The organism is Kytococcus sp. HMSC28H12 (assembly GCF_001816045.1).
GTDB lineage: Bacteria > Actinomycetota > Actinomycetes > Actinomycetales > Dermatophilaceae > Kytococcus > Kytococcus schroeteri.
Genome location: NZ_KV824284.1, coordinates 1 through 13152, shown reverse-complemented (window position 1 = coordinate 13152; position 13152 = coordinate 1). Strand labels below are relative to the sequence as shown.

General features: G+C 74.8%; 16 protein-coding genes. 4 read left to right on the top strand and 12 right to left on the bottom strand.

What is annotated here, in order from left to right:
* Positions 1-1049: HAD family hydrolase (locus tag HMPREF3099_RS12660; protein WP_168168409.1), on the top strand; the 1049-nt coding region annotated here is incomplete at its 5' end.
* 9 nt (positions 1050-1058) lie between these two features.
* Here HMPREF3099_RS12660 and HMPREF3099_RS01615 read toward each other — a convergent pair.
* From HMPREF3099_RS01615 to serS, 6 genes are read right to left on the bottom strand one after another with little or no spacing between them, the layout of a single operon-like run.
* The gene (locus HMPREF3099_RS01615) at positions 1059-1463 is read right to left on the bottom strand and encodes a hypothetical protein (protein WP_070703457.1); all 405 of its coding nucleotides are present in this window, start codon (positions 1461-1463) and stop codon (positions 1059-1061) included.
* Positions 1439-1756 (bottom strand): hypothetical protein, encoded by a 318-nt coding sequence (locus HMPREF3099_RS12235; RefSeq protein WP_141761924.1) that lies wholly within the window; start codon positions 1754-1756, stop codon positions 1439-1441. The genes HMPREF3099_RS01615 and HMPREF3099_RS12235 overlap by 25 nt, the downstream gene beginning before the upstream one ends.
* Positions 1757-1790: 34 nt before the next feature.
* Positions 1791-2444, bottom strand: a complete 654-nt coding sequence (locus HMPREF3099_RS01610; protein WP_070703456.1) for a VOC family protein — start codon at positions 2442-2444, stop codon at positions 1791-1793.
* Between the two features lie 53 nt (positions 2445-2497).
* Positions 2498-3307 carry an RNA methyltransferase gene (locus HMPREF3099_RS01605; protein ID WP_070703455.1) on the bottom strand — a complete coding sequence of 270 codons (810 nt, stop codon included), beginning with the start codon at positions 3305-3307 and terminating at the stop codon, positions 2498-2500.
* The gene (locus tag HMPREF3099_RS01600) at positions 3307-4227 is read right to left on the bottom strand and encodes an HAD family hydrolase (protein WP_083323394.1); all 921 of its coding nucleotides are present in this window, start codon (positions 4225-4227) and stop codon (positions 3307-3309) included. The genes HMPREF3099_RS01605 and HMPREF3099_RS01600 overlap by 1 nt, the downstream gene beginning before the upstream one ends.
* Complete coding sequence (gene serS / locus HMPREF3099_RS01595) at positions 4224-5504, bottom strand: serine--tRNA ligase (RefSeq protein ID WP_070703454.1); 1281 nt, start codon at positions 5502-5504, stop codon at positions 4224-4226. The genes HMPREF3099_RS01600 and serS overlap by 4 nt, the downstream gene beginning before the upstream one ends.
* Positions 5505-5581: 77 nt before the next feature.
* Between serS and HMPREF3099_RS01590 the strand changes: the two genes are divergently transcribed.
* Positions 5582-6616: a diacylglycerol/lipid kinase family protein gene (locus HMPREF3099_RS01590; protein WP_083323393.1), complete on the top strand. Its 1035-nt coding sequence runs from the start codon at positions 5582-5584 to the stop codon at positions 6614-6616.
* A gap of 82 nt (positions 6617-6698) precedes the next feature.
* On the opposite strand, the gene HMPREF3099_RS13330 is transcribed toward HMPREF3099_RS01590, so the two are convergent.
* The gene (locus tag HMPREF3099_RS13330; protein ID WP_070703453.1) at positions 6699-7883 is read right to left on the bottom strand and encodes a DUF4446 family protein; all 1185 of its coding nucleotides are present in this window, start codon (positions 7881-7883) and stop codon (positions 6699-6701) included.
* 74 nt (positions 7884-7957) lie between these two features.
* On the opposite strand from HMPREF3099_RS13330, the gene HMPREF3099_RS01580 reads away from it, so the two are divergent.
* Positions 7958-8398 carry a barstar family protein gene (locus HMPREF3099_RS01580; protein ID WP_141494810.1) on the top strand — a complete coding sequence of 147 codons (441 nt, stop codon included), beginning with the start codon at positions 7958-7960 and terminating at the stop codon, positions 8396-8398.
* Positions 8395-8982, top strand: a complete 588-nt coding sequence (locus HMPREF3099_RS13220; protein ID WP_237769695.1) for a guanyl-specific ribonuclease — start codon at positions 8395-8397, stop codon at positions 8980-8982. The genes HMPREF3099_RS01580 and HMPREF3099_RS13220 overlap by 4 nt, the downstream gene beginning before the upstream one ends.
* An 80-nt stretch (positions 8983-9062) precedes the next feature.
* On the opposite strand, the gene HMPREF3099_RS01570 is transcribed toward HMPREF3099_RS13220, so the two are convergent.
* The 5 genes from HMPREF3099_RS01570 to HMPREF3099_RS01550 form a co-directional block, all read right to left on the bottom strand.
* Positions 9063-9989 carry a DUF5926 family protein gene (locus HMPREF3099_RS01570; RefSeq protein ID WP_070703451.1) on the bottom strand — a complete coding sequence of 309 codons (927 nt, stop codon included), beginning with the start codon at positions 9987-9989 and terminating at the stop codon, positions 9063-9065.
* A gap of 24 nt (positions 9990-10013) precedes the next feature.
* The gene (gene ribH / locus HMPREF3099_RS01565; protein ID WP_070703450.1) at positions 10014-10529 is read right to left on the bottom strand and encodes a 6,7-dimethyl-8-ribityllumazine synthase; all 516 of its coding nucleotides are present in this window, start codon (positions 10527-10529) and stop codon (positions 10014-10016) included.
* 108 nt (positions 10530-10637) lie between these two features.
* Positions 10638-11882 (bottom strand): 3,4-dihydroxy-2-butanone-4-phosphate synthase, encoded by a 1245-nt coding sequence (ribB, locus tag HMPREF3099_RS01560; RefSeq protein ID WP_070703449.1) that lies wholly within the window; start codon positions 11880-11882, stop codon positions 10638-10640.
* Positions 11879-12514 carry a riboflavin synthase gene (locus HMPREF3099_RS01555; RefSeq protein ID WP_070703448.1) on the bottom strand — a complete coding sequence of 212 codons (636 nt, stop codon included), beginning with the start codon at positions 12512-12514 and terminating at the stop codon, positions 11879-11881. The genes ribB and HMPREF3099_RS01555 overlap by 4 nt, the downstream gene beginning before the upstream one ends.
* Positions 12514-13152 (bottom strand): RibD family protein (locus HMPREF3099_RS01550; RefSeq protein WP_141761923.1); only part of this gene is annotated, 639 nt, incomplete at its 5' end. The genes HMPREF3099_RS01555 and HMPREF3099_RS01550, both read right to left, overlap by 1 nt.

Genomic DNA, 13152 nt, shown 5'->3' with positions numbered 1-13152 from the left:
TGCTGGCCGCCAGCCCCGCCGCCGCCCTCGTGGCCGTCACCAGCGCCTTGGGGGCCAGCCGCCTCCGCGGCGCCCTGCTGGGCCTGCGCATGAAGGGCACCCGCCCGCTGCGCTCGGCCCGCGACATCGACCTGGCCCTGGTGGACCCGTCCTCGGCCATCGCCACCGGCCACCCGCGCCTGGTGGAGGTGCTGCCCATGAAGGGCCTGGACCCCGACGCCGCCCTGCTGGCCGCGGTCTCCGTGGCGCAGGACGTGGACGGCCCCATCCCCCGCGCCCTGGCCAGCGCCGCCCGTGCCCGGAACATGACCCCGCGCGCCGTGAGCGGGCAGAGCGTGGCCGGTGGCCGCCTCTCGGCGCTCATCAAGGACATGGAGGTGACGGTGGGCGCCGAGGACGCGTTCGAGGCCGTGCCGCCCACCCTGCGCCCGGAGCCCGACGACGACGCGCTGGTGACCTACGTGGGCTGGGGTGGGCGCCCCACCGCGATGCTGCGCTTCCGCGACCGCCTGCGCCCCGGGGCCGCCGACGAGGTGCAGCGCCTGCTGCGCGCCGACGTGGTGCCCCACCTCATGTGCTCCGAGCCGGCCGCCGTCGCCCGCCGCATGGCCGACCGGGTGGGCGTGCACGCCTCGGAGGTGACCGGCGGGCTCGACGACGCCGGCCGCGTGGCCCTGGTGGCCGAGATGCTCGACGAGGGCCACCGGGTGGCGCTGCTGACCCGCGACACCCCCGACCCGGCGGCCGAGCAGGCCGACCTGGTGATCGCCTCCACCTGGTCGGACGCGCACAACCGGGAGCTCGCCCAGGTGGAGACCGTGCGCCCGGAGATGGCCGCCATCGCCGATGCGGTGAGCCTCACCCGGCACACCGGCGCCGTGGTGGGTCAGAACGTGATGCTGGTGGCGGCCTACCACGCCATCGTGCTGGTGCCGGTGGTGGCCGGGTGGGTGGTGGCCCCCGCCGCGGCGCTGCTCTCGCTGGTGCCGCTGGCCGGTGTGCTGGCCGGCAGCCACCGCATCTCGTTGGGTACCGGCAGCGCCGTCTGAGCGGGGGCCTCAGAGCCTGGCCAGGGGCACGGTCACGCACTCGCGGTGCGGCCCCGGTCCACTCCACCCGATCCCCGTGGCGGGGGCCTCGAAACCCGGCGCCTCCTGCAGCACGGTGCAGATGTCCGACGCGAGGTCACGCATCCGACCATGCACGACAGCAGCAGCGTCCAAGGGCGCCCGCCCTGGGTCAGTGACCGTTCGGGGGATCACGTTGGTCAGACCACACTCCGAGTAGCCGTACACCCCGGTCAGTCCGTGCCGCGTGTAGACGACCTGCAGGCAGTCCGCCAGCTCGTCGAGGCGGACGCGGAGGATGTCTATCTCCTCGGCCAGGTGCCGCTCGCGCACGAACGTCCGCAGGAACTCCAGCAGGACGTCGCGAGGGGTCAGCGGGCTAGCGTCACAGGCCATCGCCGTCCTCGTCCTCCGCCGGCGGCTCCGCCCGGGAGATCACGCCCACCGCCCAGAGGACCGTGCCCCCCGACGACCGCCGCCACCGACAGCACCAGCACCGCGTCACCCACCGGGCGCCACCCGCCGTCGGCCAGGTCGAGCAGCGCGCAGACGAGCGCGACGACGGAGAAGGCGAGCAGCAGCCCCAGAGCCACCAGGCCGACCAACCACCAGGTGCGGCGCCCGCCGCCCCGGGGCGGGACGGCCCCCGGCACCACGGTCTCGTGTCCGTCCACGTCGGGGGTCTGCACGGTCTGCCCAGTCGAGTGCCGGGTGCGGGTCGGCTCAGATGGTCACGGGCCCGTTGGCCGTCTCGAAGGTCACCGACATCAGGCCCGGGGTGCCGTGCGGGGCCACGAAGTCGAACTCCACGTCCGGCTCCCAGTCGTCACGGTCCACGCCCGGCACACCGGAGAGACCCAGCCACTCGCGCACCCGGTCGGGGTCGCCCGCCAGCTGCAGGCGGGCCAGGCGCACGTCGGAGGCGCCGCGCTCGGAGGGGTGCAGCTGGCCCTCGTCCCAGCGCAGGAAGAAGGGCAGCTGCGGGTCGGCGATGAGCCCCTTCACGCCGATCTGGCGCCAGGTGAGCTCCGTGCCGTCGGGGCGGTGGCGGTTGCCCATCACCGAGTCGCGACCGAGGCGCTCCTCCACCGGGGCGAGGTCGTCCATGGCCACCACCCAGCCGAGCCAGCCACCGCCGGCCTCGCTGCGGGCCTTCACGGCCTGGCCGAAGGGCACCTTGTCGGTCACCGGGTGCTGCAGCGGCTCGACCACCTCGAGGAAGCGGCCACCGGTCAGCGGCAGCACCATGTTGCGGGTGCCGAAGCGCGGGTGGTGCCCGCCGTCGACGACCTCGATGCCGAGCGCCTCACCCAGACGGGCGGCGGTGGCGTCCAGGCCCTCGGGGCCGGCGGCGAAGGCGACGTGGTCGATGCGCATGGCGACATGGTGCCACGCGGCAGTGGCGCACCCCACATCGCCCCGGGGGTTGGTCACGCGCCGCGCTGGCGCACCACCTCGAAGAGCACGATGGCCGCGCTCGTGGCGACGTTGAGCGAGTTGGCGCGCCCCACCATCGGGATGCGCACGCGCACACCGGCGTCCATCGCCGCGTCCGTCAGGCCCGTCTTCTCGGCGCCCACGGCCACGGCCACCGGGCCGGTGCAGTCCACGTCGGTGTGCAGACGCTCGGTGTGCGGGGTGGCCGCGAGCAGCTCCACGCCCCGCGCGCGCAGGAAGTCCAGCACCTCCGCGGTCGGCGCAGTGGCCACCGGCACGGAGAACACGGTGCCCTTGGAGCCGCGCACCACGTTGGGGTTGCCCCAGTCGGTCACCGGGTCGGCGGCGATGACGGCGTGCACCCCCGCCGCGTCGGCGGTACGCAGGATGGCGCCCAGGTTGCCGGGCTTCTCCAGCCCCTCGGCCACCAGGTACAGCGCGGGACCCTCGGGCTCCGGCAGGTCGGCCAGGGCCACGCCGGGGGTGGGCACCACGGCCAGGAAGCCGTCCGGCCCCTCCCGGTAGGCGGCCTTCTCGAACACCGCCCGGCTCAGGGTCACGATGCCGGCGCCCCGCTCGGCGGCGGTGTCCACCACGTGCCGCTGGGCGGCCGGGTCGGCCATGAGCTCGTCGCACAGGTACAGCTCGCGGGGCCGCACGCCGGCCTCCAGGGCCAGCTCCAGCTCCTCGAAACCCTCCAGCAGGGTGCTGCCGGTCTGCTCGCGCACACGGCGGCGGCGCAGGTCGCGCAGCGCCTTGACGCGCGGGTTGGCCGGGCTCGTGATGTGCAGCGGTGCGGTCATCAGACGGGCCCCGGGGTGGCCGAGGCGTCGTGCTCCGTCGCCGCGTCCGGGGTCTGCCGCGCCACCACCGGCAGCGCGGCCTCCACGCCCTCCAGGGTGCGCAGCAGTTGTGCCAGGCCGTGCTCCTCGACGGTGCCGGTCACCTCGTCAGCGGCGGCCTTCACCTCGTCGGGGGCCTGCCCCATCGCCACGCCGCGGGCCGCCCAGTCGAGCATCTCCAGGTCGTTGCGCTGGTCGCCCACGGCCACGGTGTCGCACGGCTCCACACCCAGCGCGCGGCGCACCTGCTCCAGCCCGGACGCCTTGGACACGCCCTCGGGCGTGAGGTCCAGCCACGCCGTGTAGCCCACCGACCAGTTGACCCCGTGCAGGCCGATGCGGTCGAGCGCCTCGAGGAACTCCTCCTCGGTGCTGCCCGGGTCGTGGAAGGTCAGGCGCGTCACCGGCTCGGAGCCCAGCTCCTCCCAGGTGGCCAGGGTCAACTCGCCCTGCAGCGCCTCCTCGGGGAAGCCCTCGATGATGCGGTGCCCCACCCCGATGACCTCGGCGGCCACGTAGGCCCCCGGCAGGTGCTGGCGCAGCAGCTCCAGCGCCGGCGCGGGGTCGAAGGTGACCACCTCCAGCAGCTCGTAGCCCTCGTCGGCCGCCGGGTCGATGCGCAGCAGCACCGCCCCGTTGGAGCACACCAGGTAGGCGTCGCGCAGCCCCAGCTCACGGGCCAACGGCAGGGTGGCCCGCAGGGTGCGCCCGGTGGCGACGACCACGGTGTGCCCGGCCGCCGAGGTGGCACGCACGGCATCGCGTACCGGGGGGTGCAGCACGCTGGAGTAGTCGATGGTGGTGCCGTCCAGGTCCAGGCACACCATCTGCGGGCGGCTGGCCCGCCCCACCTCCGGCAGGTCCGCCGCGGCGCCGGTCATCGGGCGATCGGCTCGAGGACCTCGAGGCCCCCCAGGTAGGGCTGCATCGCGGCCGGCACCCGCACGGAGCCGTCGGCCTGCTGGTGGTTCTCCAGGATGGCCACGAGCCAGCGCGTGGTGGCCAGCGTGCCGTTGAGGGTGGCCACCACCTGCGTGCCCTTGCCCCCCGCCACCCGCTCGCGGGTGCGCAGGCGCCGCGCCTGGAAGGTGGTGCAGTTGGAGGTGGACGTGAGCTCCCGGTAGGTGCCCTGGGTGGGCACCCACGCCTCGCAGTCGAACTTGCGCGCGGCCGGGCCGCCCAGGTCACCGGCGGCCACGTCGATGACGCGGTAGGGCAGCTCCATCGCGCCCAGCATCTCCTGCTCCAGGGCCAGCAGCCTCTCGTGCTCGGCCTCGGCCTCCTCGGCGGTGCAGTAGACGAACATCTCCAGCTTGTTGAACTGGTGCACGCGGATGATGCCGCGGGTGTCCTTGCCGTGGCTGCCGGCCTCGCGGCGGTAGCAGGTGGACCAGCCGGCGTAGCGGCGCGCGCCGCCCGAGAGGTCGAGGATCTCGTCGGCGTGGTAGCCGGCCAGGGCCACCTCGGAGGTGCCGGTGAGGTACTGGTCGTCGTCGCGCAGGCGGTAGACCTCGTCTTCGTGGGCGTCGATGAAGCCCGCGCCGGCCATGACGTCGGTGTTCACCAGGGTGGGGGTGATCATCGGCGTGAAGCCGTGCTTCAGCGCCAGGTCGAGGGCCATGTTCATCATGGCGATCTCGAGGCGCGCCCCGATGCCGGTGAGGAAGTAGAAGCGCGCACCGGAGACCTTGGCGCCGCGCTCCATGTCGATGGCGCCGAGCAGCTCGCCGAGCTCGAGGTGGTCGCGGGGCTCGAAGCCCTCCGCGGCGAAGTCGCGCGGGGTGCCGACGGTCTGCAGGGTGTCGAAGTCGTCCTCGCCGCCGGCGGGCACCTGCGGCTTGACGATGTTGCCGATGCTGCGCAGCAGGCGCTGGGCCTCGGCGGCCAGCTCGTTCGCCTCGGCCTCCAGGGCCTTCACGCGGGCGGCCATCTCCTTGCCCTGCGCGGCCAGCTCGGCCTTCTGCTCCGCGGGCGCCTGGGCGATCTGCTTGCCGAAGACCTTCTGCTCGGCCCGCAGCGCCTCGAACTCGGCCTGCTTGGAGCGGGATCGCGCCTCCACCTCCAGGACGCGGTCCACCACGGACTCGTCCTCACCTCGGGTGCGCTGGCTGGCGCGCACGACGTCGGGGTTCTCGCGGAGCTCTCGGATGTCGATCACGATCCCAAGACTACGAGACCGCCACGGCGTACCGTGGGCACCCGCGAGCAGCGCACCCGACGCACCAGGAGGTCACCGTGAGCAGGACCCCCACCCCCACGGAACCGTCCACCCCCGCCGGGCGCGACGGCACCGGCCGACGCCGCGTCGGGTTCGTCATCAACCCGATCAAGTTCGACGACCTCCGGGCCGTGCGTGAGGAGGCCGACACCGTCTGCCACATCCTCGGCTGGGACGCCCCGCTGTGGCGCGAGACCACCGAGGAGGACCCCGGCGCCGGCCAGGCCCGCGAGCTGCTCGAGGCCGGCTGCGACCTCGTCGTGCCCATCGGCGGCGACGGCACCGTGCGCACCGTGGCCAGCCAGCTGGTGGGCACCGAGGTGCCCCTGGGCCTGGTGCCCGGCGGCACCGGCAACCTGCTGGTGCGCAACCTGGACCTGCCCTTCCTCTCCCGCCGGCAGGCCCTGCGCATCGCGCTCACCGGCGACGAGCGCCGCATCGACGTGGGGCAGGTGCGCTGGTGGGACACCGACGGCGGGGTGCACGAGGACGTCTTCCTGGTGATGGCCGGCGTGGGCATGGACGCCGACGTCATGGAGACCACCGACGACGACGTGAAGAAGCGCATGGGCTGGCTGGCCTACCTGGCCTCCGCGGTGCGCCACGGTGGCGACAAGCCCGTGCCCGCCCGGTTCCGCGTGGACGACTCCGAGCCCGTGTCCGCCAAGGTGCGCAGCGTGGTGTTCGGCAACGTGGGCAAGCTGCAGGGCGGGGTGGCCGTGCTGCCGGAGGCCCGCATCGACGACGGGCAGCTGGACACCTTCGTGGTCTCCCCGCGCGGCGTCACCGGCTGGGCCGGCGTGGTGGCCGCGGTGGCCACGCGGGGGCGCCTGGGCGGGGAGAACGCCGGCTACTGGCAGAGCAGCACCATCGACGTGGAGCTGGGCGAGCCCACCCGCGCCCAGCTGGACGGCGACGGCATCGGGCACGTGACCCGCATCGCCGGGCGGATCCTCCCCGGGGCGCTCATCGTGCGGGTGCGCGGCAAGGGCGCCACCTCCTGGCGCAGCACGCGCTCGGACCACGCGGAGGGATGGCTGCTCGGCGGCTGAGGGCGCGCCCCCTCCCGGCAGTGCCCCCGCCTGCTCCCGCCCCGGCCACGCCTCCGGGTCTCCCCGTCAGCGGGTCTCGGTGTCAGCGGCGGGCCTGACGCAGCGGCCGCACCGCCTCGGTGGCCGGCGACTCCGCCTCCAGCCCGCGGGCGGCGGCCACGGCCTGCGCCTCCTCGTCGGTGAGCGCGGTGGTGCCGCGGCCCTCGGTGACCGACTTGGCGTAGGTCTGCGAGTGGGCACGGCCGTTGAGGCTGGTGATGACCAGGCCGTCGCCCACGCCGTCGAGCAGCGCCACCGAGAAGGACATGCGGCCCCCCATGTCGCCGAAGGCGTCGTAGCGCACCAGGGCCACCTCGGTGAGGGCGGAGGTGGTGGAGTGCTCGAGGCGCTTGAGGCGCTGGTCGAGATTGTCGGCGTTGCCCGAGAGCTGTCGCAGGGCCTGGTCGAGACCCTCGGTGCGCTCGGTGATCTGGCTGGCACCCCCCTCGAGGCGCTCCACGCGCGCGCCGTGCTCCTCCATCGAGCCGCCGAGGGCCCCCAGGCGCTCGTCCACGGCGGTCACGCGCGTGCCGTGCTCGGAGGTGGTGCGCTCCAGCTGGTCCACGATGTCGGCCACGCCCCCCAGGCCGCGGTCGAGCGTGTCCAGGCGGGACCGGTCGGCGTTCTGCTCCTCGCCGAGGGCGGCGCGGCGGGCCTCCAGCTGCTCCACCTCGGCGGACAGCTCGGCCAGGCGCTCGTGCACCTCGGCCACGGTGCGCCCCACGCGCTCGTCCAGGTCCGAGACCTTGCCGTCCACGCGCTTCTCCATGGCCTCCACGGAGGTGGTCATGCGCTGCAGGTTCTGCGTGGCGTCGCTGTGCACCCGCTTGATGGACTGCGTGTCCGTGGACGCCTGCTGCTGCACCTTGCCGAAGCCCTCGCTGACCCTCTTCACCTCGCCCTTGAGGCGCTCCACCTCGGCACGCATGGCGGACAGGGACTTCTCCTGGCGGGAAGCGGCGCGGTCCAGGGCGCGCTTCAGGGTCACGGAGTCCACTCCGGTGCGCACGGCCGGCGCGGTGTAGCGGCGCGCCTGGCCCTGGCGGCTCGACATCGACCGGCGCTGGGAGCCCCCGCCGTCAGTGGCGCCGGCCAGCACACGGGCCGAGATGAAGCGGTGCCGGCGCAGCGAGCTGACCTGCACGGCCAGCCACAGTCCGACGAGCAGGGCGAGCACCGCGCACACGACGGCGGCGATCAGCAGGGAACTCTGGACGGGCTCTGGCACCCGCACAGGATACGCAGGTGGCCCCGCCGCAGCAGGTGCGCCGGGATGTCGGTGCGTCCGGGCACCATGGGGGCATGAGCACCCCCCGCTTCCCCGTGGCCGCCTTCCTCGAGTCCGACGAACCCCTGGCCGTGGTGCCCCTGGCCGAGGCCGAGGAGGCTGCCGCCGGCGCCCGCATCGCCGACTGGGCGGTGGCGCTGGGCGCGAGCCCCGACGGCAGCTCCGTGCGCACCCTGCAGGCCGGCCTGGCCGAGAGCCTCGACCTGCCCGGCAACGCCGCCACCAACCTGGACGCGCTGGCCGACACGCTGCGCGACCTGCCCGACCGCGCCGAGGGAGGGGCCGGGACCCTGCTGGTCTGGACGCCCGCCGAGGGGCTGGGGCTCGAGGACGACGGGCTGGGCACTCTGCTGCAGCTGCTGCTCGATGTGGTGGACGACATAGGGCGGGCGCGTCTCGCCGTGCTGGTGGCCAGCGACACCGTGGCCCGCCAGATCGAGGAGGACGAGGCGTGAGCCCCCGCATCGGGCCGGGCGGGGTGAGCCACGGCGCGCCGCGGGGACGCGGGCGCTCGCGGCTGCTGCTGCGGTTGGTCTTCCTGCTGGCCATGGCCGCTGCCGTCGTCTGGGGCGGTGGTGGGCTGTTCGGCCGGTCCGGTGACGGAGGTGGATCGGGCGAGGACGGCCACCCGAAGCCTCCCCCGGCCACCGGGTCGGACGGGTCCAGCTCGGCCGACCCGCGGCCGCGGGGACCGGCCAGCAGCACCGCCGGGGCCCCGGGCGCGAGCGGCCTGCCCCGGTGCGTCGAGGGCGAGCTGACCGCCGAGGCACGCGACGTCATCGAGACCATCACCGACGGCGGGGAGTTCGAGTACCCCGGCAAGGACGGCAGCACCTTCGGCAACCGCGAGGGCCTGCTGCCGGACGAGTCCTCCGGCTACTACGCGGAGTACACCGTGCCCACGCCCGGTGAGGACGACCGCGGCGCCCGCCGCATCGTCACCGGCGGGGACACCACCCCCACCAGCCCCGACACCGCACCGGAGCACTGGTACTGGACCGACGACCACTACGAGAGCTTCTGCGAGTTCTCCGCCTGAGCGGCGCCTGACACCGCCCGACACGCGGACGGCCCCACCACGACGATGCGTGGTGGGGCCGTCCTGCGCGTCGGCGCAGGTCAGCGGATGGTGACCTGCCGGCTCGAGAAGCCCTCCCGGGCCCGGCGCTCGTCGTGCGTCAGCGGCGCGTCGTCGCCCAGGCGGGCCTCCAGGCGCGCGGCCAGCTCGCCCAGCGGGGCGTTCCAGGACTGGGGGTCGGCGGCCGGGTCCACCTCGAACACCGGCACCAGCAGGCCCGCACCGCGGAAGGCACCCAGCAGCGTGGACTGCCCGCCGAGGGTGTGCTCGCCGGCCGCCTTGAGGCGGGCCAGGGCGGTGGTGGCCGCGTCCTCGTCGTGCGGCAGCAGCCAGCGCACGTAGGCCCGGTCGCCCATGAGGCACCAGAAGGCCGACTCCACGGCATCGAGACGCTGGGTGGGCACGATGGCCTCGTTGGCGCGCTCCATGGAGAGCTGGCCGGCCTCGTCGAGGGCGTCCTCCTTGCCGGTGAGCCAGAAGTCGAAGCTCTCGTGCAGCTCGGCGGTCATCGTGTCGCTCACGAGCACGTCCTGCAGGCGGGGCGTGTGCGCCATGGCCTGCGGCAGACCCACGGTGGGCTGGCCCGGCTCGTTGGCCAGCGAGGTGAGGATCGCCTGGGCGATGTCGCGGCTCGCGTCACCGGTGGAGGAACCGGTCTGCAGCGCGGAGAGCACGTCGCCCTCGCCGCGGTTCAGGCCCGGCCACGCCAGCGGCAGCACGGTGGCCAGCGTGACCTCGTGCTCGGAGCCGACCTCCAGCGAGGACCACGCCGGCGCCGGAGTGCCCTCGGGCGCCTCGACGGCGGGGACCTTCACGCGGATGGTCGCCGTGGCCGCCGGGAGGATCTCCCGCATGGCCACCCACTCGGTCTCGTTCGGCAGCCCCTTGAACGGACGGGCCTCGAACGGCGCCGGAATCTGCTTCGGTCCCTTGACGTCGCGGTTCTTGCGACGAGATGCCTTACCCATGGGGCCGGAGTCTACGGGCGCGGGTCAGCGCTGGGCGCGGGCGCGGCGCAGCGTGGCGGCGGTGTCCACGCAGGCCAGCGCGGCCTCGGCGCCCTTGTCCTCGCTCGAGCCCTCCAGGCCGGCGCGGTCCAGGGCCTGCTGCTCGTCGTCGCAGGTGAGCACGCCGAAGCCCACCGGGGTGGCGGTGCGCACGGCCACGTCGGTGAGGCCCGTGGTGGCGGCCTGGCAGACGTAGTCGAAGTGCGGGGTGCCGCCGCGGATGACCACGCCCAGGGCCACCACCGCGTCGTGGTGCGGGGCCAGGCGGGCCGCGGCCACCGGCAGTTCGAAGGTGCCCGGCACGCGGATCTCCAGCGGGGTGATGCCCAGGTCGGCCAGCGCCCGACGGCTGCCCTCGAGCAGGCCGCCCATGACCTCCTCGTGCCAGCTGGCGGCCACCACGGCCACGCGCAGCGGCAGGGCGCCGTCCTCGCGGTCGGCGGCCAGCTCGCGGCGCAGGCGGTCGGCGATGGCCTCGGTGGGGGAACCGTGTCCACTCATGGGTGTCTCCTCGGGTTCAAGGGGGGGGCGATGGGGGCCGGCGGGGGTCCTGCTGTCCACCGTGGCCTGCCGGCGGGGCGGGGTCCACCCCCGGCAGCGTGGCATGCCTCACCCGGCGGCGGTCCCCGGGGTCAGATCGGCCGGCAGGGTGTGGCCCATGCGGTCGCGCTTGGTGCGCAGGTAGGGCAGGTTCTGGGGCGTCACGCCCACCACGCTGGGACGGGTGGCGACCACGTCCACGCCGAGCTCCCGCAGGGCCTCCACCTTGGCCGGGTTGTTGGTGGTCAGCTCGATGCGGTCGATGCCCAGGTGGGCGAGCATCGCCGCGGCCACGCCGTAGTCGCGGGCGTCCACCGGCAGGCCCAGGGCGTGCTGGGCGTCCACCGTGTCGGCGCCGGCGTCCTGCTGGGCGTAGGCCGCGATCTTGGCCGCCAGCCCGATGCCGCGCCCCTCGTGGCCGCGCAGGTACAGCACCACGCCGCCGCGGGCCTGCGTGTCGGCCAGGGCGTCGGCCAGCTGGGCGCCGCAGTCGCAGCGCAGCGAGCCGAGCGCGTCGCCGGTGAGGCACTCGCTGTGGGCGCGCACCGGCACCGGGGCGGCGGGGTCGCGCAGCGGGCCGGGGGCCACCAGGGCCAGGTGCTCCACCCCGGTGAGGCGGTCGGTGAGGGCGTGCACGGTGAAGTCGCCGTGGGCGGTGGGCAGCTGCGCGGTGGCCACGGCGTCCAGGCGGTCGTGCACGGCGCGCCAGGCGGCCAGGGCCTCGATGGTGAGCACCGGCAGGTCGTGCTCGGCGGCCAGGGCGCGCACGGCCTCGGAGCGCATCATCGTGCCGTCGTCGTGCACCAGCTCGGCGATGACGCCCACCGGCTCCAGCCCGGCCAGGCGGCACAGGTCCACCGCGGCCTCGGTGTGGCCGGCCCGCTCCAGGACCCCACCGTCCCGGGCGCGCAGCGGCACCACGTGCCCGGGGCGGACGAGGTCGGCGGCCGTGCTCCCGGCATCAGCCAGGACGTGCAGGGTGCGGGTGCGGTCCGTGGCGCTGATGCCGGTGGTCACGCCCTCGGCGGCGTCCACGGTGACGGTGTACGCGGTGCGGAAGGGGTCGGCGTTGTCGCGCACCATGAGCGGCAGCTCGAGGGCGTCGGCGCGCGCGGCCGTCATCGGGGCGCACACGTAGCCCGAGGAGTGGCGGACGGTCCACGCCATCCACTCCGGGGTCAGCCGCTCGGCGGCGAGGATGACGTCGCCCTCGTTCTCGCGATCCTCGTCGTCCAGCACCAGCACGGGGCGGCCGGCGCGCAGGGCCTCCAGGGCGGCGGCCAGCTGGGGGGTGAGGGTCTGGTCCCGGGTCATCGCGTGGCTCCCACCATCTTCTCGACGTACTTGGCCACCACGTCCACCTCCACGTTCACGGTGGTGCCCACGGGCGCGTCGCCCAGCGTGGTGCGGGTGAGGGTCTCGGGGATGAGGCTGACCTCCAGCCAGGGGGCGGACGCCCCGGCATCGGACAGGTCGCTCACCGTGAGCGAGACGCCGTCGAGCGTCACCGACCCCTTGTGCACCACGTAGCGCGCCAGCTCGGCCGGCACGCCCACGCGCACCACCTCCCAGCGGTCGCCCGGGGTGCGGGCCAGCACCTCGCCCACACCGTCCACGTGCCCCTGCACGATGTGGCCACCCAGCCGTCCCCCGGCCCGCACCGCGCGCTCCAGGTTGACCGGGCTGCCCACCTCCAGGGCTCCGAGCGAGCTGTGGGTGAGGGTCTCGGGCATGACGTCGGCGGTGAACCAGCCGGGCGCGCCGTCGGGCCCGCCCGACCCGCCGCCCAGCTCCACCACGGTGAGGCACACACCGTTCACCGCGATGGAGTCGCCGTGCCCCGCGTCGCTGGTGACCACGGCGCCGGACACCCGCAGGCGGATGTCGTCGCCCGCCGGTTCGACGGCCTCGACGCGGCCGATCTCCTCGATGATGCCGGTGAACATCAGGCGTCTCCTTCGGTCGGGTTCGGGTCGGTGGGGGTCAGGGTGAGGCGGACGTCGTCGCCCAGGCGGGCCACGTCCTCCAGATGCCAGCGCAGGGCCTCCTCGACGGTGCCGATGCCGAGTTCGGCCACGAGCGGGGCGCCCGCACCCAGCAGTGCGGGGGCCAGGTAGGTCACGAGGCGGTCCACCAGCCCGGCGCGCAGGAAGGCCGCACCCAGGGTGGGGCCGCCCTCCAGCCAGACGTGGTGCACGCCGCGCTCGCGGAGGGCCGCGAGCACCTCGGCGGGGTCGTGGGTCGCGAGCAGCAGGGTCTCGGCGGCGTCGTCGAGCACCCGGGCCGGTGCGGGGAGCTGCCGAGTGCCCACCACCACGCGCAGCGGCTGGCGGTCCACCTGCTCGCCCTCGGGCAGACGCACGGTGAGCCGGGGGTCGTCGGCGAGCGCGGTGCCCGTGCCCACCACCACCGCCCCGGCCTGCGCGCGCTGGCGGTGCACGTCCCGGCGGGCGTCGGGGCCGGTGATCCACTGGCTCGTGCCGTCGGCGGCGGCCACGCGGCCGTCCAGGGTGGCGGCCAGCTTGAGCGTCACCACCGGGCGCCCGAGGTGCGCCGAGGCGGTGAACCACCGGTTGAGCGCCTC